Here is a 20,341-nt window from a genome sequence, read left to right as displayed (position 1 = left end):
ACGGATGCAATGATCCAAATAGAGCTACGTCAGACCAATTACTCCCCTATATTATAATAAAATAAGTGCAGCTGTCAGAGTTAATTACTCTCCAACAACTACACTTTTATGGTACTAAACAGAGGCTCTTATTTCTGAACCTCCGTTTCTCTGGCTTTCTTGAGCCCTTCGGCTGTGGCCTCCATGACAACTAGCTCCTTTTCATTCATGGAGTTGAGAAGTACATCAATGTGCTTTCTGCAACTGTGCTCGTCCCGCTGTTCTTCCCGGTAGAAAAACTGGTCTACGGAAATATCGAACATGGTAACGAGTTTGAAAAATAAATTGAAGCTGGGATGTTGTCCCTTATTTTCAATATTCATAATCGTGCGGTCTGTCTTGCCGACCAGCTCCGCCACATAGGCCTGTGTCCAGCCTCTTTCTTCTCTAGCTTGTTTGATTGCCAGCCCGAGCCCATGAAAGTCAAACCTGATTTCATCTTGGTTCATTCTCATATCACCCTATATCATTGTACATTTCGGGTTGAATTATGAGAATGTAATGAAATTTGATGTTAAGTAGTATTTTATTTTGCTGTCAGATAGCCACATGATTGAATATAGCAAACGATTGTGATAAAGTTGATACGAATATGCCATAAAATTATATTCTGCAAATTGATCAATGTTAAAGAGAGGTATTTTATATGAATTACACAATTCTAATAGTTGATGACGATATGGCTATCAATGATATGCTTGTTAAATATCTTCGGAAAAATGGTTATATAACATATTCTGCTTATTCAGGAACAGAAGCCCTTCTTTTTCTTGAAAAGCAAAAAGTTAATCTGATTATTTTGGATTTAATGCTTCCCGGTCTTTCTGGCGAACAAGTTTTAGCAGAAATAAAGAAAACAAAAAATGTACCTGTAATCGGTCTATCTGCAAAAGAAGATTCTAAAAGTAAAATTTTCTTATTGAAAAACGGTGCTGATGATTATGTAACGAAACCCTTCGATATAGAAGAACTACTTGCAAGGATTGAAACGATTTTGCGACGGATTTATGAAAATCAATATACATCAAATTCCTTGTTATGTTGTGGCGATTTAAATTTAGATACAATAGGAATGGAGGCCACTCTAAAAAATCAAAAATTGTCCCTTACAAAAAATGAGTTTGCTATATTGAAAATGCTTATGGAACATCCGCAACAAGTATTTACGAAAGATATGATTTATGAGCAATTATGGAATGAAACTTTAGAGGGAACTGAAAATGCTATCAATGTTCATATCAGCAACTTACGCAAAAAAATTGCTGCAATAGATAATAGTAAATCATATATTAAAACGGCTTGGGGAATTGGGTTTAAGATGGACATATAATCTTTATGAAATCCTTAGATTTAGAAAATAATTTACTTAAACTTATCCCTTACACTAAAACCACAAGGAGGGATATATCATGGAATATATATTAAGAACGAACACAGTATCTAAAAAATACACAAATTATTATGCTGTTGATAAAGTATCCATTTCTATTAAAAAAGGCGAAATATATGGCTTGATTGGAGAAAATGGTGCTGGTAAGTCTACTTTAATGAAAATGATTGCAGGTTTGGTTGAACCATCAGAAGGCTCTATTGAACTATTTGGAAATTTTGTTCCCCAGACCGAGCGTTATCGTATTGGTTGTGTAATTGAATCTCCGGCACTTTATGCAGAATTAACCGCAAAACAAAATTTGGAAGTATTTAGAAAAGCATATGGACTGTCAAGCAAAGAATCTATACAGCAAATTTTAAAGCAGGTGGGTCTGTCACAATATGAAAATAAAATTGTCAAAAAATTTTCATTAGGTATGAAACAGCGTTTAGCCATTGGCATTGCCTTGTTGGGAAATCCTGATTTTCTGATTCTTGATGAACCTATCAATGGCTTAGATCCGACTGGAATACAAGATATGAGGAATTTCTTATTAAAACTAAATAGGGAAGAACATATTACCATTATGATTTCCAGTCATATCTTGGGGGAATTGTCAAAAATTGCAACGAAATACGGCATTATTAAAAATGGCAAGCTGATTGAAGAAATCACTGCAAAAGAATTAAATGAAAAAAGTCAATGTTGTTTAAAAATTAAGGCATCAGATACTGCACAGGCCGCTATTTTAATAGAGAAAAATCTCCATACTAAAAACTACGAAATTCTTTCCGATAATAATATTCGGATTTTTGAATATGTAGACAATCCCGGAATTGTAAACTCCTTACTGGTTAATCATGGAATTTCTGTTGATGAATGTACTGTAACAAAGGAGTCACTGGAAGATTACTTTAATGAAAAAATGAGAGGAGGCATAGTCAATGCTTAATTTAATTAGAGCTGATTTTTATAAAGCAATACATGGAAAAGTCTTGAAAGTATGTTTTCTTATGATGACAGGATGGATATTCTTATGTGCTTATGCACAAAAAGCAACGATTGGCATGAGGGAATATTTGGTAGGTACAGAAGTTTCTGCAAATTACTGGGATTCTTTTTTTAATTATTACCCGGTTGTATTCCCTTTGATTATTTTTTGCAGCTACTATTTCTCAAATGATTTTCGTCAAGGGACTGTAAAACATTATATAGAAAAAGGTCTGTCACGATGGAGTTACTTCTTATCAAAATTGGTAATTGGCTGGAGTGTATCATTCTTTTTTTTGGTGTCTGCCTTTTTAATTGGTTTGTTATGTAATAAAATTTTTTTTGGAATAAGCGGTCTTACTCTTACAAGCATTAGCAATATAGTGTCCTACATATTCTGTGAGGCATTATATCATATGGCTGTATCAACGCTCGCAATTTCACTTGTTTTTCTCATAAGAAACAGTTCAGTTAGCATGGCAGTTAATGCTTTGCTTATATTTTTTGGTTATCTGGTTCTTCATGGATTGGAAAGTATTTTGGGCTTAGGATATAACATCACAATTTTTTGGGCAATTAGTAATATCAATAAAACAAGAATAGATATGGCAGTTCAATGGCTTCCAACCGCAATTATCATTTTCTTCGCCTATATGATTATATTTGGTGGAGTTGTAGGAACAATTTTCAAGAAAAGAGATATTACATAATGCAGGGAGGGATAATGTTATGAGTGTGGTACTTCAAATATATGCTATCATTGTGACACTATCTCTTATTATTGTTTTATCATTTTACTTGTTTCATCGTAGGGAGGTAACCCGGTTAAGCCAGAAATTGCAAACACTTTTACATTCATTTACCCATGCGGAATTGACATTAGATTTTCCTTCTTCCGATATAACCGATCTTGTAAATGCTTTAAATGAATTGCTTCGAGTTTACCACAAACAAGTATATTCATTACAAAAAAAGGATGAGGCAATCAAAGAAACAATTACAAATTTAGCTCATGATCTTAGAACACCTGTGACTGCTATTCAAGGATATACCCAAATGCTTCTACAATCGCCGGAGTTGTCCGAGGAAGATTTAGATGCAGCAGCTGTTATAAACGAAAGATTGAATGTTTTAAATCAGTTACTAAATCAGTTGTTTGAATTTGCACGAATAGAAGCTGATGAAATGGAATTTTCTTATACTACATTTGATTTAAATGCTGTTTTACGCTCTGTTGCAGTTTCCTTTTTTAAATCTTTTGAGGAACGCAAAATAATTCCAGCATTAAGTATTGCAGAGATTTCTTTTCCATTTTATGGAGATGAAAAAGCAGTAACCAGAATTTTTGAAAATATCATTTCTAATGCCTTGTCACATGGGAAAAGTGATTATCATTTTTCATCTTATGATGATAATGAAAATTACCATTTTTCTTTTCAGAATTTTACAGACAGCATAAATGAATCTGATATAGACAAAATATTTAATCGTTTTTATACAACAGATTTATCCCGTTCCCGCAAAACAACCGGTTTGGGTCTCACAATAGCAAAGAATTTAACAGTAAAAATGGGCGGTTCTATCAGTGCTTCTCTAAATAATAATGTTTTTGAAATTGTAGTGTGCTTTCCTAAGCAAAAAGGATAAAAAACTGATGAGCCTGCTTTGGTGGTTAAAAAAAACGCTTATAAAGTAGGTGTATTACATTGCTTATTCACATAAAAAACTTGATGGCGGTTTCAAAGCCGCCATTTTTCGTGCAAATAATATTCTAACACAAACATGGTGGCGTAGGAGGATGCCGTCATGTCTGCGTTAGTGAATCACAATACCCATGAGTTACATCAGTTAAAAAAAGCCTTGCCCCTCCTCCGGGGTATTCTGGTTACTTATATGAAAAATATTATCATGTAAACGACAGTTCTATTTCATGCGTCCGTATGGCTTCATGCCGTCCGGGCGTTTTTCTGTTTTTATGGGACAACTTCGGGTCATACTGGCCCGAAGTCCAGCCCGGTGCCGTTCCCCGCCGGTTTCGTTTCGGTCACTTGTCAACCAACAACCGAAACGGAGGTCTATATGGCTATTATCAATTTGCGGGACTATTACCCATTCTATACATCAGATTGTTTTATGGAAGTATCAGAGGAAGTTGCTGAAATGTTCAAGGAATTTGACCGGAAAGAGGCGGCTTACCGTCTGCGTACCTACCGCCATAAAGCCTACTACTCCCTTGATCGGGATGATGGGCTGGAGCATGAAGCGGTATTTGTTTCTCTTTCTCCCCATGAACTGTATGAACGCAAGATTTCCATGCAGGAACTTCACGCAGCCATTTCCAGTCTGCCTGATAAACAGGCAAAACGGATTTATGCTCATTTCATTCTTGGCATGACAAAAAAGGATATTGCCCGGGCTGAGGGCGCGGATGAAAAGGTGGTTCGTGTGGCGATTGAGCGGGGACTGAAGAACTTAGAAAAATATTTAAAAAAATTTTTGTAAGGCGTACCGTTTTTGCCTCAAAAATGAAAAGGCTTATGAAAGGCAACAGAACTTCGGGTCACAGTGGCCCGAGGTTCCCATAAGCCTTCTGCACCTTGCTACGAAAATAAAACTCGTAGCAAAAAACTGAACCTTGACAACAAATGTTTTTAACAATTATGAAAGCATCACTATAAAGCAGTCACAGTATTGGCTGCCTGTAGTGAGATATTGATCGTATTTAAGAAAGGCTAGCTTTGAGCTTCCACATGATAGCCATGCTTTTCCGATTCCCGTATATAACGAGAAAGCTGTTTTTGTTCACAGTGCTTACGTCTTGTTTCAAAACAGGATTAGGACGTTTTTTATATACCTTAAAATACAGGAAAAAAATTTTTCTCGTATTTATTAAGAAATTTTTTAAAAATTTCTTCCCACACCCCGACAAATGCACTCATCCGTTTGGGATATGTGTGAAGGGGAAGCAAGAACTTTGCTTATTGCCTACCGGCGGGGAAGGAGGTGAACTCTTATGGAGCAATCCTCTTTTCAAGATGAGCAGACAGTCAGACATCAGTTTGATTCTCTGTGCAAGCTGGCATTGAAAAGTGAAGTTATTAATTATGAAAAGCATATGGCATATCGCCAGAAGTATGAAGTGATGTTGTCAGAATTATCAGAAAAGGAGTTGAGCAGACTTTTTATAATGGATGAGCATGAAATGGAAACACATCGTTTTCAGGTCCTGGGTTACGACATAGAAGTCAAAGATGCATTGATTGCTGAAGCACTGCAGACACTTACTGAAAAGGAATGTTGTGTTATTATCATATTTTATGGATATGAGTGATGCAGACATTGCCAGAGAAATGAATCTTGTACGCAGCACAATTAATGAGCATCGTAGACGATCACTGGAACTGATGAGAAAAAATATGGAGGAATCTGCAAATGAAAAAAAGTAAAAAACAGAAATGCGCATTTGATTTGCTGCCATTCCATGTTATTGAGGCAGCATCAACTGGTGATACTGAGGCAATCCAGGCAGTGTTGAAGCATTATGAAGGGTACATAACAGTTTTGGCTACCAGAAAAATGTTTGACGAATTTGGACAGGTGCATTACTGTGTAGATGAAACTCTGCGTCAACGCCTGGAAGCAAAACTGATTACTAAGACCTTGGGATTTGATACGAAATCATATGTAAGGAAAAGTAATCAGTAAAGGGAGTATTTAATATAGATTCCTTTTCCCCTTCAGGAATTTTTGTACCTTGAAAATTGTATATTGTTTTACATACAGGACGTGAAGATATGTAGAGCCACTAGGTAAATCCGCCATGATATATCTGCTCTGTTAATGGAGTAAATACGAGGAAATGCTGAAATATAACATTGAAGTAAAGGTATGGAGCGAGAAGAATTTGACAAAATGTGCAGCAGCTGCACAGGGCGACGAAGCATATCTGTGATAATGATACTTCCAGAAAAAATCTGGTCATATTTAATGACGGTGCAAAACCGATGTGGGCAGAGTACTGAACTGCCACCTGTATTGTAATTTTATCTGCCGATGACAGTGTATAAAATTGTAAATTGTCATGGGCAGATAAAAATGTTTTGTCCAAAGAGAAAAGGAGGAGAGAAGAGTGGCGATTAAAATTGAAAAAGGTAAGATTCCAATTTGGGAAAAATATATGCTTACGGTGGATGAAGCAGTGCAATATTTTGGAATAGGTGAAAAGAAAATAAGGATGCTTATTTCGGAACATCTAAATTCAGAATGTTGCTTTACAGTCCAGGTGGGGTGTAAGTCATTGATTAACCGTAAGAAATTTGAGGCCTTTCTGGATCAGACTACGTCTTTGTAAAAAATATACGAACAATTTAGCGCTTTAAAGTGGAAATGTTAGCCCTGGTATGATATAATACCTATATCGTGCTAGAGCTTCTTCGTAGAAAGGGGCGAAGACGTTTGGGTAAAACAAAACGTGACCAAAAACGACGAGATAAAAAAGGTCGAATTTTACGAAACGGAGAAAGTCAGAGAAAAGATGGAAGATATGCGTTTGTATATACAGATTGTTATGGAAAGCAGAAGTTTTTGTATAGTTGGAAATTAGAGCCAACAGATTCTCTGCCAACTGGATGCAGACCATGCTTAGCTCTAAGGGAAAAAGAAAAAAATATCCAAAGAGATTTACATGATGGTATAGTACCTTACGGAGGAAATTTAACAGTTTTGGATTTGGTTCAAAAATATATTGGACAAAAAAAGGGGGTTCGTCATAACACTTAGGCGAACTATGATTTTGTAATCAATATAATAAAAAAAGAAGAATTCGGAACCAGAAGAATAGATAAAATAAAATTGTCGGATGCAAAAGCATGGTTTATTAAGCTGCAAGCAGATGGAAGAGGATACAGTTCCATTCACAGTGTGCGTGGAATTGTAAGACCTGCATTTCAGATGGCAGTTGAAGATGATTTACTGCGCAAGAATCCTTTTGAATTTCAATTATGTACAGTTGTCGTAAATGACAGTGTTACAAGACAGGCAATTACAAAAGAACAGGAAGAGTTATTTCTGGAGTTTATCCGAAATGATGACCATTACTCAAAATACTATAATGGAATGTTTATTTTGTTTAAGACTGGACTTCGTATTTCTGAGTTTTGTGGATTGACAGTGAAAGATATTGATCTTCAGGAGAGAAAAATCAATGTGAATCATCAGCTTCAGAGAACCAGAGGAATGCAGTACGTCATTGAAGATACCAAAACTTCAAGTGGAACACGAATGTTACCGATGACAGATGAAGTTTATGAATGTTTTGAACAGATTGTGAAAAACCGTAAAAAAGTAAGGGTTGAGCCGATTATAGATGGATATAGTCGATTTTTATTCCTGGATAAAAAAGATATGCCTGAGGTAGCACTCCATTGGGAAAAACATTTTCAGTGGGCGTTAGGAAAGTATAATCGTACTCATGAGGAACAAATGCCAAAGATCACGCCTCATGTATGCAGGCATACATATTGTTCCAATATGGCGAAAGCTGGAATGAATCCGAAAGCACTCCAATATTTAATGGGACATTCTGATATAGGGGTTACGTTAAATGTATATACGCATCTGGGATTAATTGATGCAAAAGAAGAGATGAATAGGATTGCAAAACTGGCATAGTATGATAAAATAATAGAAAAAAGAATTAAAAATAATCTGATTATAAGGTTCTTAGAAAGCCTGTTTTCCAGGCTGGTTATTACTAAGAAGTTACTAAATTTGGATAAGAAAATATACGAATTTATGCTGTGATATACAGGAAAATGACAGGATTGAAGATTATCGGAAAATGCCTGTAAACAGCGTAAATACAGCATTTCAAGGAGTTTTAAGCAATGATAAGTGTGCTATTTGTCTGCCACGGCAATATCTGCCGCTCACCAATGGCAGAATTCATTTTTAAAGATATGGTTTCTAAACAAGGTCTTTCAGACAGGTTTTATATCGCATCTGCTGCAACCAGCACCGAGGAAATCTGGAATGGAATTGGGAATCCGGTATATCCGCCGGCGAGAGAGGAGCTGGCGAAGCATGGAATCGGTTGTAAGGGCAAACGTGCGGTGCAGCTGACGAAGGCAGATTATGATAAGTACGATTATATTCTTGGCATGGATCACTGGAATTTGAAGAATATGCTGAGAATATTGAAATCTGATCCGGAAGGAAAAGTAAAGCTCCTGCTGGATTATAGTGATCATCCAAGAGATATCGCAGACCCGTGGTATACAGGTGGATTTGATGTCACATATTCAGACGTAGTGGAGGGCTGTGAGGCTTTTCTGAAATATCTGAAAGATAGAAAGAAACTGTAAAATGTTTTGTCGATGAAATTTACTTTACAAATAGCTGGGACTATTCTATACTATGTCTACAGCGACTCTTAAGGGGGCTTTCGCTCCCTTATTTCTTTTTCCCGAAAGGGAGTCAACATTCAAATCAAGGGCATCCTGCCCGCATTATTTTCAAAGTAAAGAAAGGAAACTGAATATGCAGAAAGACTATGAAACATTCGTAGAGAAACTGGAGATTGGTATTTATGAGGCTACAGGAATTCCAAGAGAGAATATTTCTTTTGAGAAAGAAGGCGGGAGGTTTGCGCCTGTAGGGGACAGACTGCTGGTGAAGTTTGCTGAACATGATGATGCATGGGAAGTCTGTGGACTTTATACCCAGGAACTTTTTAATTCTTACCAGAGTGGCACTTCTTTTGAAGAGATTATGACCGAAATTACGGATGATCTGAAACGAATCAAGAAAGCAGATATTTATGAGAAGACAAGGGTGATCAAAGATTACGAGAAAACGAAACCACGTCTGTTTATTCGATTGTTAAATGCAAATAAGTATAAAGCAGATCTGCAGGATGCAGTTTATAAGACTCTGGGCGATATTGCGTTGGTTCTTTATATGAAAGTTACAGAATATGAGGGATGTGTGACAAGTACGAAAATTCGCCTGGGAATGCTGGAACAGTGGGGAAAAGACTGCGACGAGGTATTTAAAGAGGCTCTTCTTAATACCTATTTTATGAGTCCGCCGAGAATCTACAGATGGGAACAGATGATTTTTAATCCGGAGTATGAAGGGGAAAGCTTCATGAATCTGGGAGATAAATGTGAACTGAAGAAGGATGCAATGGGAAACTGCCTGAGTACTACTAAGAAGACGAACGGAGCGGTTGCAGTGTTCCTGCCGGGAGTGGCAGAGCAATTGGCGTATATGCTGGATTCGGATTTCTATATGGTATTTACTAGTGTACATGAGGTAATGATCCACAATGATAGATTTGTGGAACCTGAAGATCTGCAGTGTGTTCTGCAAGATACGATTAAGGAGGCAACGCCTAAGGAAGATTATCTGACATCGAGAATTTATCAGTATAATCGGGAAACACATAAATTCATTTGCGTAACTTCGTTGGATGATGAAGAATAAAAGTAATCATAAAATATAAAAAGAAAACCGATATTTATGAAAACAGCAGAAAACCAGTACGCAGACAAGTTGGAAAGAGACGCAACGGCTGCGGTAACCGACAACAACACAGAAACAAGAAATTTAGATGTGAGATTGTTCAAAAATCAACTGGTTGGTACATTAGCCTGATAAAAAAGTACTTTAAAATCTGAAAAATGAGAGCACTCCACTAAAGAGTACTCTCATATAAAAGAAATGTTTTAATAATATTTTTGGTAATTATCCAAGCAGTGCAGAGTCATTACTGAACTCTTCTCCGCTGGCGCGTTCAAACTGATCGAGAAGATCTTTGACAGTCAGTTTCTTCTTTTCTTCGCCCTGAATATCCAGAATAATTTTACCTTCCATCATCATGATCAGGCGGTTACCGTGTGCAATAGCGTCTTTCATGTTGTGGGTGATCATCAGAGTTGTGAGATGGTCACGGTTTACGATCATATCAGTAATCTCGAGAACCTTTGCTGCTGTCTTAGGATCGAGGGCAGCAGTATGCTCATCCAGAAGCAGCAGTTTGGGTTTCTGAAGAGTTGCCATGAGAAGGGTAAGCGCCTGTCTCTGACCACCGGAGAGGAGACCTACTTTAGAAGTAAGTCTGTCTTCCAGACCAAGTCCGAGGATTTTTAACAATTCTCTGTATTCTTCTCGTTCTGCTTTTGTGATTCCCGGACGAAGAAGACGGGATTTTCCACGACGTTTGGCAAGGGCAAGGTTTTCTTCAATACCCATGGTACCGGCAGTTCCTGTCATCGGATCCTGGAATACACGACCAAGATAAGCGGCACGTTTATGTTCGGAAAGCTTGGTGACATCAATGTTATCGATAAGAATCTGACCTTCATCAACTGGCCAAGTTCCTGCAACTGCATTTAACATAGTAGATTTACCGGCACCATTTCCACCGATAACTGTTACGAAATCGCCCTCATTCAGCTTCAGGTTCAGTCCGTTTAGGGCACGTTTCTCATTGATAGTACCCGGATTAAAAGTTTTATAGATATTTTTAAGCTCCAGCATGATTATTTACCTCCCCTTTTTACTGGTTTGTTGAAGTATTTGCCTTTCCAGTATGGGAATGCGAGGAAGAGGGCAACCACGATCGCAGACAGCATTTTCAGCAGGTCTGTGTCAATACCCATCCAGATAACGACCTGAAGTACCAGATAGTACAGGATGGAACCAAGGATAACAGCTGTCAGGCGAAGAGCAAAGTTGCGGAAAATACGACCGAAGATTGCTTCACCGATAATAACAGCAGCCAGACCGATAACGATAGAACCACGTCCCATGTTGACGTCTGCGAATCCCTGATACTGTGCAAGGAGTGCACTGGAAAGTCCTACCAGACCATTGGAGATCATAAGTCCGAGAACTTTATTCATGTTGGTGTTGATACCCTGTGCGCGGGACATATTTGGGTTACATCCAGTTGCACGGAGAGAACATCCAAGCTCTGTTCCGAAGAACCAGTACAGAATGGCGATCAATACGATGCACATAACTGCTACGATAAAGATGGTGTTCTTGGAAAGGGATGTATTTTTAATATGACGCAGGGAAACCAGAAGATTATATTTATCAACATTGATGGCCTGATTGGCCTTTCCCATAATCTTCAAATTGACGGAATACAGAGACAGCTGGGTCAGGATTCCGGCAAGGATTGCAGGGATTCCCATAAATGTATGGAAAATTCCGGTTACAAGACCGGCAAGCATTCCGGCGAGGGTAGCTGCCAGCATAGAAATCCAGACGTTGTGTCCGGAGAGCATCATCATAATACATACTGCACCGCCGGTACACATTGTACCGTCAACGGTAAGGTCTGCGATGTCGAGAATACGGAATGTAAGATAAACACCGATTGCCATGATTCCCCAGATCAGACCCTGTGCGACTGCACCCGGAAGTGCAGCGATTAATGTCATAATTTGCATTTGTAATTTCCTCCTGTTGAGATGCGAAAAGCGAGAGAGACATAAATGCCTTTCCCGCTGATCGTATATAAGTTAAATTTTTGTTCAGAATTATTCAGCAGCATCTTCAGCAGCATCATCTTCTGCAGTTTCATCAGCGGATTCGTCTGCTGCGTCTGCGTCATCAGATGCTTCTTCTGTGTCATCAGCAGCTTCTCCGATCGCTACATAATCGTCCGGAACAGTGATGCCGAGTTCTTCACAGATATCTTTGTTGTATTCTTTTGTGAAATTCGGTGCGTATTCAACTGGCATTGTAGAGATATCCTCGCCGTCTTTTAAGATCTTAACAGCCATCTTACCGGTTGTAACGCCAAGGTCATAGTAGCTGATGGAAAGTGTTGCAACACCGCATCCGCTGCAGATACCTTCTTCACCTGCGATTACCGGAACTTTTGCCGGAAGGCAGATATTGTTGATGATCTCTGTGTTAGATGCAACAGTGTTGTCTGTAGGTACATAGATAACATCACTTGCATCTGCAGCTGTTGTAACAACAGAAGAAAGATCATTGGAATCAGAGAATGCGTAATATTCACATGTGTATCCGAGTTCTTCGAGAGCAGCTTTTACTGTATCTACCTGATACTGGGAGTTTGCCTCTGCGGAGCAGTAGAGCAGTCCGACATTTTTTGCATCCGGGAAGAGTTCGTTAAGCATTGCAGCCTGCTCATCAAGTGGTGCAAGGTCTGCTGTTCCGGAAATATTTCCACCTACAGTTCCGCCGAAATCATCAAGTCCAAGCGCAACACCGTATTCTGTAACAGATGTTCCAAGAATCGGGATATCGCTTGTTCCGGCTGCTGCAGCCTGAAGAGCCGGAGTTGCGTTCGCAAGGATCAGGTCGACATTGTTGGAAACAAAGCTGTTAACGATTGTAGAACAGGTGTTGGAATCGCCTTGTGCGTTCTGCTCATCAAATGTAACTGCGTCTTCACCAAGTTCTTTGGTAACTTCATCTTTGAAGCCCTGTGTTGCAGCGTCAAGAGCTACATGCTGTACAAGCTGGCAGATACCGATCGTATATGTATCTCCGTCAGCAGCACTTGCTGTTACTGCGCATGTTCCCATTGCCATAACTGCTGCAAGAGTAATTGCTAATGCTTTTCTTTTCATATTTATATATCCTCCTGATAAATAATTTTTATACCAAATGGCTTTAATGGTTTAAAGTATAACGCTTTAATGCCTAAAAGTCAAGCGGATTGCACAATAATATTTCTCTTACATATAGTATACAGAGGAAGTGAATAAAGGCAGAGTGTCATTATGGCATATTCGATCATGCTGGATGCAGGTCATGGAGGCCAGGATCCGGGTGCTGTATATAAAGGAAGACAGGAAAAAAACGACAATCTCAGGCTTGCACTTGCTGTAGGAGAAATCTTAAAGAACAATGGAATCGATGTTTCTTATACACGAACTACAGACATTTATCAGACACCATTTGAGAAAGCACAGCTTGCAAATCAGGCAGGTGTGGATTATTTTATTTCATTTCATCGAAATAGTAGTCCAAAAGATAATCAGTATAACGGTGCAGAAGTGCTGATATATGATAAAAGCGGTATTAAATATCAGATGGCGGAGAATATTCTGGGGGCTTTGGGTGAAGTGGGCTTTCGGGAAATTGGTGTGAAAGAACGCCCGGGACTTGTAGTTCTCAGGCGAACCAGAATGCCTGCACTTTTGATCGAAACAGGATTTATTAATTCGGATGACGATAATAAACTGTTTAATGAGAAATTTAATGAGATTGCACAGGGAATTGCAGATGCAATTCTGGGAACGTTGGATAAAGAGACAGTAGAAGAACCACTTTATTATAGAGTACAGACAGGTGTATTTAGAAAGAGAGAGAATGCAGACCGTATGCTGTATGAATTGTTGGAAAAAGGTTATCCGTCATTTCTTTTACATGAAGATGGGTTATATAAAGTGCAGACAGGGGCTTATCAACAGATTAATAATGCAGTAAATATGGAGCAGAGACTCAGAGATGATGGATATAGTACGATTATTGTAACGAAATAATTTAGGCGGATCAGGTAAGCTGCTAATATCCGTTTGAGACCAAAGGAGAGATAAATTTTTTTGCATATTCAGGCAAAAAACTGCATTACAAAAAGGAGTTATGATATAATTTAACCAAAACTGCGGAGCAGCTTTAGTTATGAGCAAGTAGCGAGGAGGATGATTTTATCCGCTTGACTTAAATCAGCTGCAAAGCAGTAAAAGGGATATTTATCTTTACGGTACAGACAGAAAAAGAGGTAAAACAATGAACAATGCATATATGAATTTTTTAAAAAACGCTGAAGATTTTGTTTTTGTAGAAAATAAACCGGAGAAATCAGATATTATTTTTGTCCCCGGGAATGGCTATCCGCAGATGGCAGAGCAGGCGGCAGAACTTTACAGAGCCGGACTGGCGGATTGGGTTTTGCCAAGTGGAAGATATAGCGTGGTAAATGGGAATTTTTCCGGTGTATTAAAGAAATGTGATATTTATAATGGAAACTATGAGACAGAGTGGGAATTTCTAAAAGATGTTCTTATAAAGAGTGGAGTACCGGAGAAGAAAATCCTGCAGGAAGATCATGCAACTTTTACTTATGAGAATGCAATCTATTCCAGACAGGTGACGGATCAGGCAGGACTAGAGATTAGAAAGGCAATTTTGTGCTGTAAATCTTATCATGCAAGAAGATGTCTGATGTATTATGAGCTTCTGTATCCTGATACAGAATTCTATGTTGTGTCCGTAGATGCCGATGGGATTACCAGAGATAACTGGAGAGAGAATGAAGAAGGAATTGATGCGGTTACAGGAGAACTCTCCAGAATCGTGAAACAGTTTTCACTGATGCTGGAGAGAGACTAAAGTTATTCTTCGGTTTCCGGCTCTTTTTCAGGAAGCCAGATATGGACAAGTTCGATTCGGTTCTTGTCAATACGGTCAACGACTAAACGGATGCCACTTTCCAGAGTGACGGACTGACCATCTTTTGGCAGACAGTCAAGCTGTTCGATAATGTATCCGCCGATAGAGTCGTAATCCTCGGATTCCAGGTGAATGTGGAGGGCATCATTAATGTCATCCAGTTTGGCAGAACCCTGTACGGCATATTCTCTGCCTGGCTGGATTTCTTTGATATCTTCGACTTCATTCTCGTCATATTCATCACGGATTTCACCAACGATCTCTTCAAGCAAGTCTTCCAATGTGACCAGACCGGCAGTAGCACCGTATTCGTCAAGGACGATCGCCAGATTGACGGATGCCTTACGCATTTCGATCATCAGATCTGCGGTAGCTTTGTATTCATAAGTGAAGTATGGTTCACGTAGAATGTTGCGGATCGCAAATGGCTTTTCTTTTGGATAAATGAGGAGATCCTTCATATTAATAATACCGATTACGTTATCTGTATTATCTTCATAGACCGGGAAACGGGTATGCATATCCTCGCTGAAAATAGCCATAAGTTCATCATAGATACAGTTGATATCTACAAATGTCATATCAATTCGCGGAATCATAACATCTTTTGCAGTGGAATCACCGAAATCGAATACATTATAGATCATCTGTTTTTCTTCGTTTTCGATAATACCATCTTTTTCACCTACATTAACAAGAGTTCGTAGTTCATGTTCGGTCATGGCATTTGTCTTTGCATTCGGGTCAACATGGAAAAGGATCAGCACTCCTGCTGTAATTTTATTTACGATAAATACTACCGGAGTAAGAATAAACATAAGTCCGTAGATGATTCTGGCATAAGCAAGAGAAAGCTTTTCGGCATGGATGGTTGCCATGTTCTTAGGGGTGATTTCACCGAAGATCAAAATCAGCAAGGTCAGGATACCGGTTGCAATTCCAACATAAGCATTGCCAAGAACTTTTATGGTAAGTGTGGTCATAAGAGAAGAAACGGACATATTTACAATGTTGTTTCCAATTAAAACAGCACTGAGCATCTTCGGTGCGTCTGAAATTACTTTTTCCAAAATAATGGCCCGTTTGTCTCCCTGCTCGGAAAGAGACTGTATGCGGATTTTATTTACAGTTGTCATAGCGGTTTCCGCAGAAGAAAAAAAGGAAGAAAGAGCAATCAGTATTACAATTGCTACCGCTTGAAAAATGATACCTGAATTCAATATTTGTTCACTCCTTTACCTGTTAATGATATCTTATTGATGGATTCTTTCAAAAATGTTTAAAGAAAATATACATGATTTCTGGAAAAAAAGCAAGAAAAGAAAAAGTTACAGGCAGACTCCTGTTTTAAGGAATTGTAAAGCATGTTGTCTGGTAGAATATGAACAGTAATAATACCAGAAAATGTAAAAAAATTTAAAGGAAGGGGTGTTGAAAAAGTAAAAGTTGTGTTATAATTCATTCGGTTAAATTCAAAAAAACTATTACAGAATATTTACAAAATAATAAAAGTTTGATAATATACAAATATGCGATATTATCATGTCACATAATATAAGGAGTGCGAAAACTGATTTATGGCAGAGCAATCCTTAGAAATTGGTCGGGAATAGAAAGTTATTGAATCCTGACCTTATGCGATAAAGAATTAAAGTTATAGCCGGGAATAGAAAATTTATAAATTTCGGGCTGGTTTTGAAGGTAATATTTGAAAATGATAGATGAAAATATACAGTTGAACATAAAGGATAAATGTAAACAGAGGTGCGAGATGTCTAATAATACAATTAAAATAAATAAGAATAAATTAACAGGAAAGAAAATGGGAATTCTGGCGGCAGCAGCTTTAACAGCAACACTGATCGGAGGAAATGTGCCGGTTGTCACAGAACCTGTCAGTGCAGCAGAAGCACAGGAGAGTACATCAGGTACAGTAATACCGGATAATATCACAATTGACCAGCCGACAGAACTTGCAAATGTCAGTCTTCCTATAACTGAGTATGGGACTCTTGAATGGGCAGATGGAAGTTTTGTTCCGACGGAGAGAGTACAGGCATGCGAAGTACTTCTCATTCCAGGAGAGGGACAGGATTTAAGTCATGTAGATGGATGGAATCCGGAGGCAGGAGCTGTGGTCGGATATATCAATGTGGTAGTAAATGGCAGTGATGACGCAGACAAAGAGAAGACTGATGATGCAGAAGCTCCGTCAGAGGATCCTGAGATTACAGAAACACCGTCAGAAACTCCTGCTGCTGAGAAAGAGGATAAAGAGAATAAAGATATCGAAAACGATAAGAAAAGTGCGGACGAGAAAGAGAATAAAGACAATAGCAAAGAGGAAACAGGTGACACCAAAGACGAAACTAAGAATGATAAAGATTCTTCAGATGAAGAAGTTACAGGTAAATTAGAACCTGTGGAGGATCCTGAGCAGGATAAAGATAATACGGAAGATACTTCAGATGATAAGAACAGCGGAGATGACAATATTTTTGACAATCCGGTACTGCCAGATGAGAAAGATGACCGCCCGACTGATGCAGAGGATGATCTTTCAGAGGAAGAGAAAGAGGCAAGAGCTGAAGTTAACCATACCTGTGATGGAATTACAGTAAGCGGTATTAATCTTCCTTGGTATGTTCAGTTCAGAGTATCCAGCGGAGACAGCTATCAGTTTACCAATGAATCAGACGCAATGATCTTTCAGTCTTATGAATTTGAACTCTGGGATCTGCAGAATGATACAGAATATGAGATTCCAAGTGGAGAGTATATCAGTGTAACTGTCCCGGTAAAATCAGGATATCAGTATACGATCGAACATTTGCTGGATAATGGAGCAACTGAAACGATTATTCCAAGTGTAGACGATAATATCATGGTATTCAGTACACATTCCTTTAGCCCATTTGGTATTGCGGGAAGCAGACAGCTGGTAGGCCCTGATGGAGGAGAGGATACTGACGCTTCCGATTCTGAGACAGTGACACCTACACCGACATCAGCGGCAAATTCTACATCTGCACAGGAACAGTCTTCTAATTCAGAAAGTACAGGGACAGTATCTGTGAATGATGATTCAGATAACAGCAGCAATGCTTCTTCTTCACAGACCGACAATACAGCAGCAAATGAGACTACAAAGAATAACAATGCAGTAAATACTGGGGATACAACTACTATTCTTCCATTTGTAATCCTTGTGGCAGCTGCGGCAGTGATCATTGGTGTGGTTGTATTTATTAAGAAGAAAAAGAAATAAGGCATTGCTGAAGAAAAGGTACAATAAAATATATCATGAGATGAATGCAAAATAACGGCAATGAAGTAATAAAATAAAAAACGTGAATAACACATATTTTCTTTCCATATAGTTTAACAGGAGGGAAGTATATGAAAGTCAGAGTGGTTTTAAAGTCATTATTATTTGCATATGCATTAACTGGTGTTGCACTGTTGCTCCTGGCATTTCTTCTGTTCACTTTTGATCTTGGTGAAACAGCGGTAGATGCGGGAATCATTGTGGTTTATGTACTTGCGTGTTTTATGGGAGGCTTTATGGCGGGCAGGATCATGCACAGAGATAAATATCTGTGGGGTGTTGCTACAGGACTGACCTACTATGTATTATTGCTGGCAGTTTCTTTTGCAGTAAAGGGCCGGTGGGACATGAGTATGGCTCATGCAGTCACCACATTTTTCATGTGCGCAGGCGGCGGAACCCTTGGGGGAATGCTGTCGTAAAAAAAAGCTTTCAAAATTAAAAAATATATGATATACTATGCCAAGAATATAATTACATAAGGAGGATAGAGTTATGGAACATATCAAAACCCTGAATACAAAGAACTTACAGAACACAGTAAAGAAAGGTGGATGTGGCGAGTGCCAGACTTCCTGCCAGTCCGCATGTAAGACTTCCTGTACAGTAGGAAACCAGAGCTGCGAGCAGAAATAAGATCAGCTATGGAGAAATGAGATAAGCAGCGGAGTGAGTGTGCTCCGCTGCTTATCTTACGCTTAGAAAGGATTTTAGTTAAAATGAGTCTGATTCACCGTTACAAAAGCAACGGCTTCAATATCGTGCTTGATATCAACAGTGGATGCATCCATCTGGTAGATGAGGTTACATATGAGGTTCTTCCGTATCTGGAAGAGGGCCTTGACGCAGAAGCCATTGCAGAGAAACTGGGAAACAAATATAAGAAAGAAGATATCGAAACATCTGTAAAAGAATGTAATAAGCTGAAAAAAGATGGAATGCTTTTTACAAAAGATGTTTATGAGAATGTAATTGAAGAATTTTCAAACAACCGGCAGACCGTTGTAAAAGCATTGTGCCTGCACATTGCGCATGACTGCAATCTGGCCTGCCGCTATTGTTTTGCCGAAGAAGGCGAATATCACGGCAGAAGAGCCCTGATGTCCTACGAAGTCGGCAAGAAAGCGTTGGATTTCCTGATCGCCAATTCCGGGTCCAGAAGAAATCTGGAAGTAGACTTCTTTGGCGGAGAGCCGCTGATGAACTGGAAAGTTGTAAAAGATCTGGTCAAATACGGCAGAGAGCAGGAGAAGCTTCATAATAAGAAGTTCCGTTTCACTTTAACAACAAACGGAGTTCTCCTGAATGATGAAGTAATGGAATTCTGCAACAAAGAGATGGGCAACGTTGTACTCAGCGTAGACGGACGTAAGGAAGTACACGATTACATGCGTCCATTCAGAAAAGGTGCGGGAAGCTATGATCTGATCATGCCGAAGTTCCAGAAGTTTGCGGACTCCAGAAATCAGGACAAGTATTATGTAAGAGGTACTTTTACTCATCATAATCTTGATTTCTCCAAGGATGTGCTTCATCTGGCAGATCTTGGATTCAAACAGATCTCTGTAGAGCCTGTAGTTGCGGCTGACACAGAGGAATATGCGATCCGTGAGGAGGATATCCCACAGATCATGGAAGAATATGATACTCTTGCAAAAGAAATGATCAAGAGAGAGAAAGAAGGAAAAGGATTTAACTTCTTCCACTTTATGATCGACCTTACAGGCGGTCCTTGCGTATACAAGAGACTGTCAGGCTGTGGCTCAGGAACAGAGTACCTGGCTGTAACACCTTGGGGTGATTTTTACCCATGTCACCAGTTCGTTGGTGAAGAACAGTATCTCATGGGAAATGTAGACGAAGGTATCACAAAACCGGAGATCCAGAAGGAATTCGGCGGATGCAACGTTTACACAAAGAAAGACTGCAAGGACTGCTTCGCGCGTTTCTACTGCAGCGGTGGATGTGCAGCAAATGCATTCCATTTCCAGGGAGATATCAAAGGCAATTATGAAATCGGATGCGAGCTCCAGAGAAAACGTGTGGAGTGCGCTATCATGATAAAAGCCGCACTGGCATGTGATTAGTGGACAGAATTCTGTCTGACTGATACCGCCGTCGGCTGTTATCATAACAGAAAATGGCTGGCAGGCGGATGAACATGACCG

23 protein-coding genes and 1 pseudogene are annotated in these 20,341 nt (G+C 39.0%); 19 read left to right on the top strand and 5 right to left on the bottom strand.

The features are described 5' to 3' along the window. Positions 1 to 128 precede the first annotated feature (128 nt). On the bottom strand, positions 129 to 488 hold the full coding sequence (locus KQI87_RS04690; protein WP_044996579.1) for a helix-turn-helix domain-containing protein: 360 nt from the start codon (positions 486 to 488) through the stop codon (positions 129 to 131). 197 nt (positions 489 to 685) lie between these two features. On the opposite strand from KQI87_RS04690, the gene KQI87_RS04685 reads away from it, so the two are divergent. The 13 genes and pseudogenes from KQI87_RS04685 (at position 686) to KQI87_RS16775 (ending at position 10,057) form a co-directional block, all read left to right on the top strand. Next, a complete protein-coding gene (locus KQI87_RS04685; protein WP_216459095.1) occupies positions 686 to 1,369 on the top strand; it encodes a response regulator transcription factor in 684 nt (227 codons plus the stop codon). 79 nt (positions 1,370 to 1,448) lie between these two features. Beyond that, entirely contained in the window at positions 1,449 to 2,363 is a 915-nt protein-coding gene (locus tag KQI87_RS04680; RefSeq protein WP_216459094.1) for an ATP-binding cassette domain-containing protein, read from the top strand. Beyond that, a complete protein-coding gene (locus KQI87_RS04675) occupies positions 2,356 to 3,111 on the top strand; it encodes an ABC transporter permease (RefSeq protein WP_216459093.1) in 756 nt (251 codons plus the stop codon). The genes KQI87_RS04680 and KQI87_RS04675 overlap by 8 nt, the downstream gene beginning before the upstream one ends. 19 nt (positions 3,112 to 3,130) lie before the next feature. Continuing rightward, positions 3,131 to 4,048 (top strand): sensor histidine kinase, encoded by a 918-nt coding sequence (locus KQI87_RS04670; RefSeq protein WP_118611846.1) that lies wholly within the window; start codon positions 3,131 to 3,133, stop codon positions 4,046 to 4,048. A 432-nt stretch (positions 4,049 to 4,480) separates the two neighbouring features. Then, complete coding sequence (locus KQI87_RS04665) at positions 4,481 to 4,903, top strand: RNA polymerase sigma factor (RefSeq protein ID WP_199704986.1); 423 nt, start codon at positions 4,481 to 4,483, stop codon at positions 4,901 to 4,903. 511 nt (positions 4,904 to 5,414) lie between these two features. Further along, the gene (locus tag KQI87_RS04660; protein ID WP_330655684.1) at positions 5,415 to 5,732 is read left to right on the top strand and encodes a hypothetical protein; all 318 of its coding nucleotides are present in this window, start codon (positions 5,415 to 5,417) and stop codon (positions 5,730 to 5,732) included. Then, complete coding sequence (locus KQI87_RS17490; protein WP_330655682.1) at positions 5,701 to 5,847, top strand: hypothetical protein; 147 nt, start codon at positions 5,701 to 5,703, stop codon at positions 5,845 to 5,847. Before KQI87_RS04660 ends, KQI87_RS17490 begins: the two co-directional genes overlap by 32 nt. After that, the gene (locus tag KQI87_RS04655) at positions 5,834 to 6,106 is read left to right on the top strand and encodes a helix-turn-helix domain-containing protein (protein ID WP_015541278.1); all 273 of its coding nucleotides are present in this window, start codon (positions 5,834 to 5,836) and stop codon (positions 6,104 to 6,106) included. Before KQI87_RS17490 ends, KQI87_RS04655 begins: the two co-directional genes overlap by 14 nt. 424 nt (positions 6,107 to 6,530) lie before the next feature. Then, entirely contained in the window at positions 6,531 to 6,752 is a 222-nt protein-coding gene (locus KQI87_RS04650) for an excisionase (protein WP_021650362.1), read from the top strand. 104 nt (positions 6,753 to 6,856) lie between these two features. Then, positions 6,857 to 8,071, top strand: a pseudogene (locus KQI87_RS04645) (integrase DNA-binding domain-containing protein). Positions 8,072 to 8,286: 215 nt separating this feature from the next. After that, positions 8,287 to 8,763 carry a low molecular weight protein-tyrosine-phosphatase gene (locus KQI87_RS04640; protein ID WP_216459092.1) on the top strand — a complete coding sequence of 159 codons (477 nt, stop codon included), beginning with the start codon at positions 8,287 to 8,289 and terminating at the stop codon, positions 8,761 to 8,763. A gap of 175 nt (positions 8,764 to 8,938) precedes the next feature. Next, complete coding sequence (locus KQI87_RS04635) at positions 8,939 to 9,886, top strand: DUF5688 family protein (RefSeq protein ID WP_216459091.1); 948 nt, start codon at positions 8,939 to 8,941, stop codon at positions 9,884 to 9,886. 36 nt (positions 9,887 to 9,922) lie between these two features. Then, the gene (locus KQI87_RS16775) at positions 9,923 to 10,057 is read left to right on the top strand and encodes a hypothetical protein (protein WP_256444806.1); all 135 of its coding nucleotides are present in this window, start codon (positions 9,923 to 9,925) and stop codon (positions 10,055 to 10,057) included. A gap of 90 nt (positions 10,058 to 10,147) precedes the next feature. Here the strand turns inward: KQI87_RS16775 and KQI87_RS04630 are convergent, their stop codons facing one another. The 3 genes from KQI87_RS04630 to KQI87_RS04620 form a co-directional block, all read right to left on the bottom strand. Beyond that, entirely contained in the window at positions 10,148 to 10,942 is a 795-nt protein-coding gene (locus tag KQI87_RS04630) for an ABC transporter ATP-binding protein (protein WP_216459090.1), read from the bottom strand. Between the two features lie 2 nt (positions 10,943 to 10,944). Then, the gene (locus KQI87_RS04625; protein ID WP_216459089.1) at positions 10,945 to 11,862 is read right to left on the bottom strand and encodes an ABC transporter permease; all 918 of its coding nucleotides are present in this window, start codon (positions 11,860 to 11,862) and stop codon (positions 10,945 to 10,947) included. 90 nt (positions 11,863 to 11,952) lie between these two features. Beyond that, positions 11,953 to 13,017, bottom strand: a complete 1,065-nt coding sequence (locus KQI87_RS04620) for an ABC transporter substrate-binding protein (RefSeq protein ID WP_216459088.1) — start codon at positions 13,015 to 13,017, stop codon at positions 11,953 to 11,955. A 153-nt stretch (positions 13,018 to 13,170) separates the two neighbouring features. On the opposite strand from KQI87_RS04620, the gene KQI87_RS04615 reads away from it, so the two are divergent. Then, complete coding sequence (locus tag KQI87_RS04615; protein WP_216459087.1) at positions 13,171 to 13,935, top strand: N-acetylmuramoyl-L-alanine amidase; 765 nt, start codon at positions 13,171 to 13,173, stop codon at positions 13,933 to 13,935. A gap of 247 nt (positions 13,936 to 14,182) precedes the next feature. Beyond that, positions 14,183 to 14,785, top strand: a complete 603-nt coding sequence (locus KQI87_RS04610; protein ID WP_216459086.1) for a YdcF family protein — start codon at positions 14,183 to 14,185, stop codon at positions 14,783 to 14,785. Positions 14,786 to 14,787: 2 nt separating this feature from the next. On the opposite strand, the gene KQI87_RS04605 is transcribed toward KQI87_RS04610, so the two are convergent. Beyond that, positions 14,788 to 16,065: an HlyC/CorC family transporter gene (locus KQI87_RS04605; protein ID WP_216459085.1), complete on the bottom strand. Its 1,278-nt coding sequence runs from the start codon at positions 16,063 to 16,065 to the stop codon at positions 14,788 to 14,790. 551 nt (positions 16,066 to 16,616) lie between these two features. Between KQI87_RS04605 and KQI87_RS04600 the strand changes: the two genes are divergently transcribed. The 4 genes from KQI87_RS04600 to scfB all read left to right on the top strand — a co-directional run bounded on the left by KQI87_RS04600 (position 16,617) and on the right by scfB (position 20,260). Next, entirely contained in the window at positions 16,617 to 18,113 is a 1,497-nt protein-coding gene (locus KQI87_RS04600) for a hypothetical protein (RefSeq protein WP_216459084.1), read from the top strand. Positions 18,114 to 18,244: 131 nt separating this feature from the next. Next, positions 18,245 to 18,595: a TIGR04086 family membrane protein gene (locus tag KQI87_RS04595; protein ID WP_216459083.1), complete on the top strand. Its 351-nt coding sequence runs from the start codon at positions 18,245 to 18,247 to the stop codon at positions 18,593 to 18,595. Between the two features lie 73 nt (positions 18,596 to 18,668). Further along, positions 18,669 to 18,809 (top strand): six-cysteine ranthipeptide SCIFF, encoded by a 141-nt coding sequence (gene scfA / locus KQI87_RS04590; protein WP_008703734.1) that lies wholly within the window; start codon positions 18,669 to 18,671, stop codon positions 18,807 to 18,809. Between the two features lie 83 nt (positions 18,810 to 18,892). Then, positions 18,893 to 20,260 carry a thioether cross-link-forming SCIFF peptide maturase gene (scfB, locus tag KQI87_RS04585; protein WP_216459082.1) on the top strand — a complete coding sequence of 456 codons (1,368 nt, stop codon included), beginning with the start codon at positions 18,893 to 18,895 and terminating at the stop codon, positions 20,258 to 20,260. Positions 20,261 to 20,341: the final 81 nt, after the last annotated feature.

This window comes from Blautia sp. MSJ-9 (assembly GCF_018919065.1).
In the GTDB taxonomy this organism is placed as follows: Bacteria; Bacillota; Clostridia; order Lachnospirales; family Lachnospiraceae; genus Blautia_A.
Note: the sequence above shows the minus strand (reverse complement) of the source record. Positions and strands in the feature narration are given on the sequence as shown.

Excerpts from the sequence above, each read along its gene's own strand:
- KQI87_RS04690 (WP_044996579.1), bottom strand. The coding sequence starts at position 488 with ATGAACCAAGATGAAATCAGGTTTGACTTTCATGGGCTCGGGCTGGCA.
- KQI87_RS04685 (WP_216459095.1), top strand. The coding sequence starts at position 686 with ATGAATTACACAATTCTAATAGTTGATGACGATATGGCTATCAATGAT.
- KQI87_RS04680 (WP_216459094.1), top strand. The coding sequence starts at position 1,449 with ATGGAATATATATTAAGAACGAACACAGTATCTAAAAAATACACAAAT.
- KQI87_RS04675 (WP_216459093.1), top strand. The coding sequence starts at position 2,356 with ATGCTTAATTTAATTAGAGCTGATTTTTATAAAGCAATACATGGAAAA.
- KQI87_RS04670 (WP_118611846.1), top strand. The coding sequence starts at position 3,131 with ATGAGTGTGGTACTTCAAATATATGCTATCATTGTGACACTATCTCTT.
- KQI87_RS04665 (WP_199704986.1), top strand. The coding sequence starts at position 4,481 with ATGGCTATTATCAATTTGCGGGACTATTACCCATTCTATACATCAGAT.
- KQI87_RS04660 (WP_330655684.1), top strand. The coding sequence starts at position 5,415 with ATGGAGCAATCCTCTTTTCAAGATGAGCAGACAGTCAGACATCAGTTT.
- KQI87_RS04655 (WP_015541278.1), top strand. The coding sequence starts at position 5,834 with ATGAAAAAAAGTAAAAAACAGAAATGCGCATTTGATTTGCTGCCATTC.
- KQI87_RS04640 (WP_216459092.1), top strand. The coding sequence starts at position 8,287 with ATGATAAGTGTGCTATTTGTCTGCCACGGCAATATCTGCCGCTCACCA.
- KQI87_RS04635 (WP_216459091.1), top strand. The coding sequence starts at position 8,939 with ATGCAGAAAGACTATGAAACATTCGTAGAGAAACTGGAGATTGGTATT.
- KQI87_RS16775 (WP_256444806.1), top strand. The coding sequence starts at position 9,923 with ATGAAAACAGCAGAAAACCAGTACGCAGACAAGTTGGAAAGAGACGCA.
- KQI87_RS04630 (WP_216459090.1), bottom strand. The coding sequence starts at position 10,942 with ATGCTGGAGCTTAAAAATATCTATAAAACTTTTAATCCGGGTACTATC.
- KQI87_RS04625 (WP_216459089.1), bottom strand. The coding sequence starts at position 11,862 with ATGCAAATTATGACATTAATCGCTGCACTTCCGGGTGCAGTCGCACAG.
- KQI87_RS04620 (WP_216459088.1), bottom strand. The coding sequence starts at position 13,017 with ATGAAAAGAAAAGCATTAGCAATTACTCTTGCAGCAGTTATGGCAATG.
- KQI87_RS04615 (WP_216459087.1), top strand. The coding sequence starts at position 13,171 with ATGGCATATTCGATCATGCTGGATGCAGGTCATGGAGGCCAGGATCCG.
- KQI87_RS04610 (WP_216459086.1), top strand. The coding sequence starts at position 14,183 with ATGAACAATGCATATATGAATTTTTTAAAAAACGCTGAAGATTTTGTT.
- KQI87_RS04600 (WP_216459084.1), top strand. The coding sequence starts at position 16,617 with ATGTCTAATAATACAATTAAAATAAATAAGAATAAATTAACAGGAAAG.
- KQI87_RS04595 (WP_216459083.1), top strand. The coding sequence starts at position 18,245 with ATGAAAGTCAGAGTGGTTTTAAAGTCATTATTATTTGCATATGCATTA.
- scfA (WP_008703734.1), top strand. The coding sequence starts at position 18,669 with ATGGAACATATCAAAACCCTGAATACAAAGAACTTACAGAACACAGTA.
- scfB (WP_216459082.1), top strand. The coding sequence starts at position 18,893 with ATGAGTCTGATTCACCGTTACAAAAGCAACGGCTTCAATATCGTGCTT.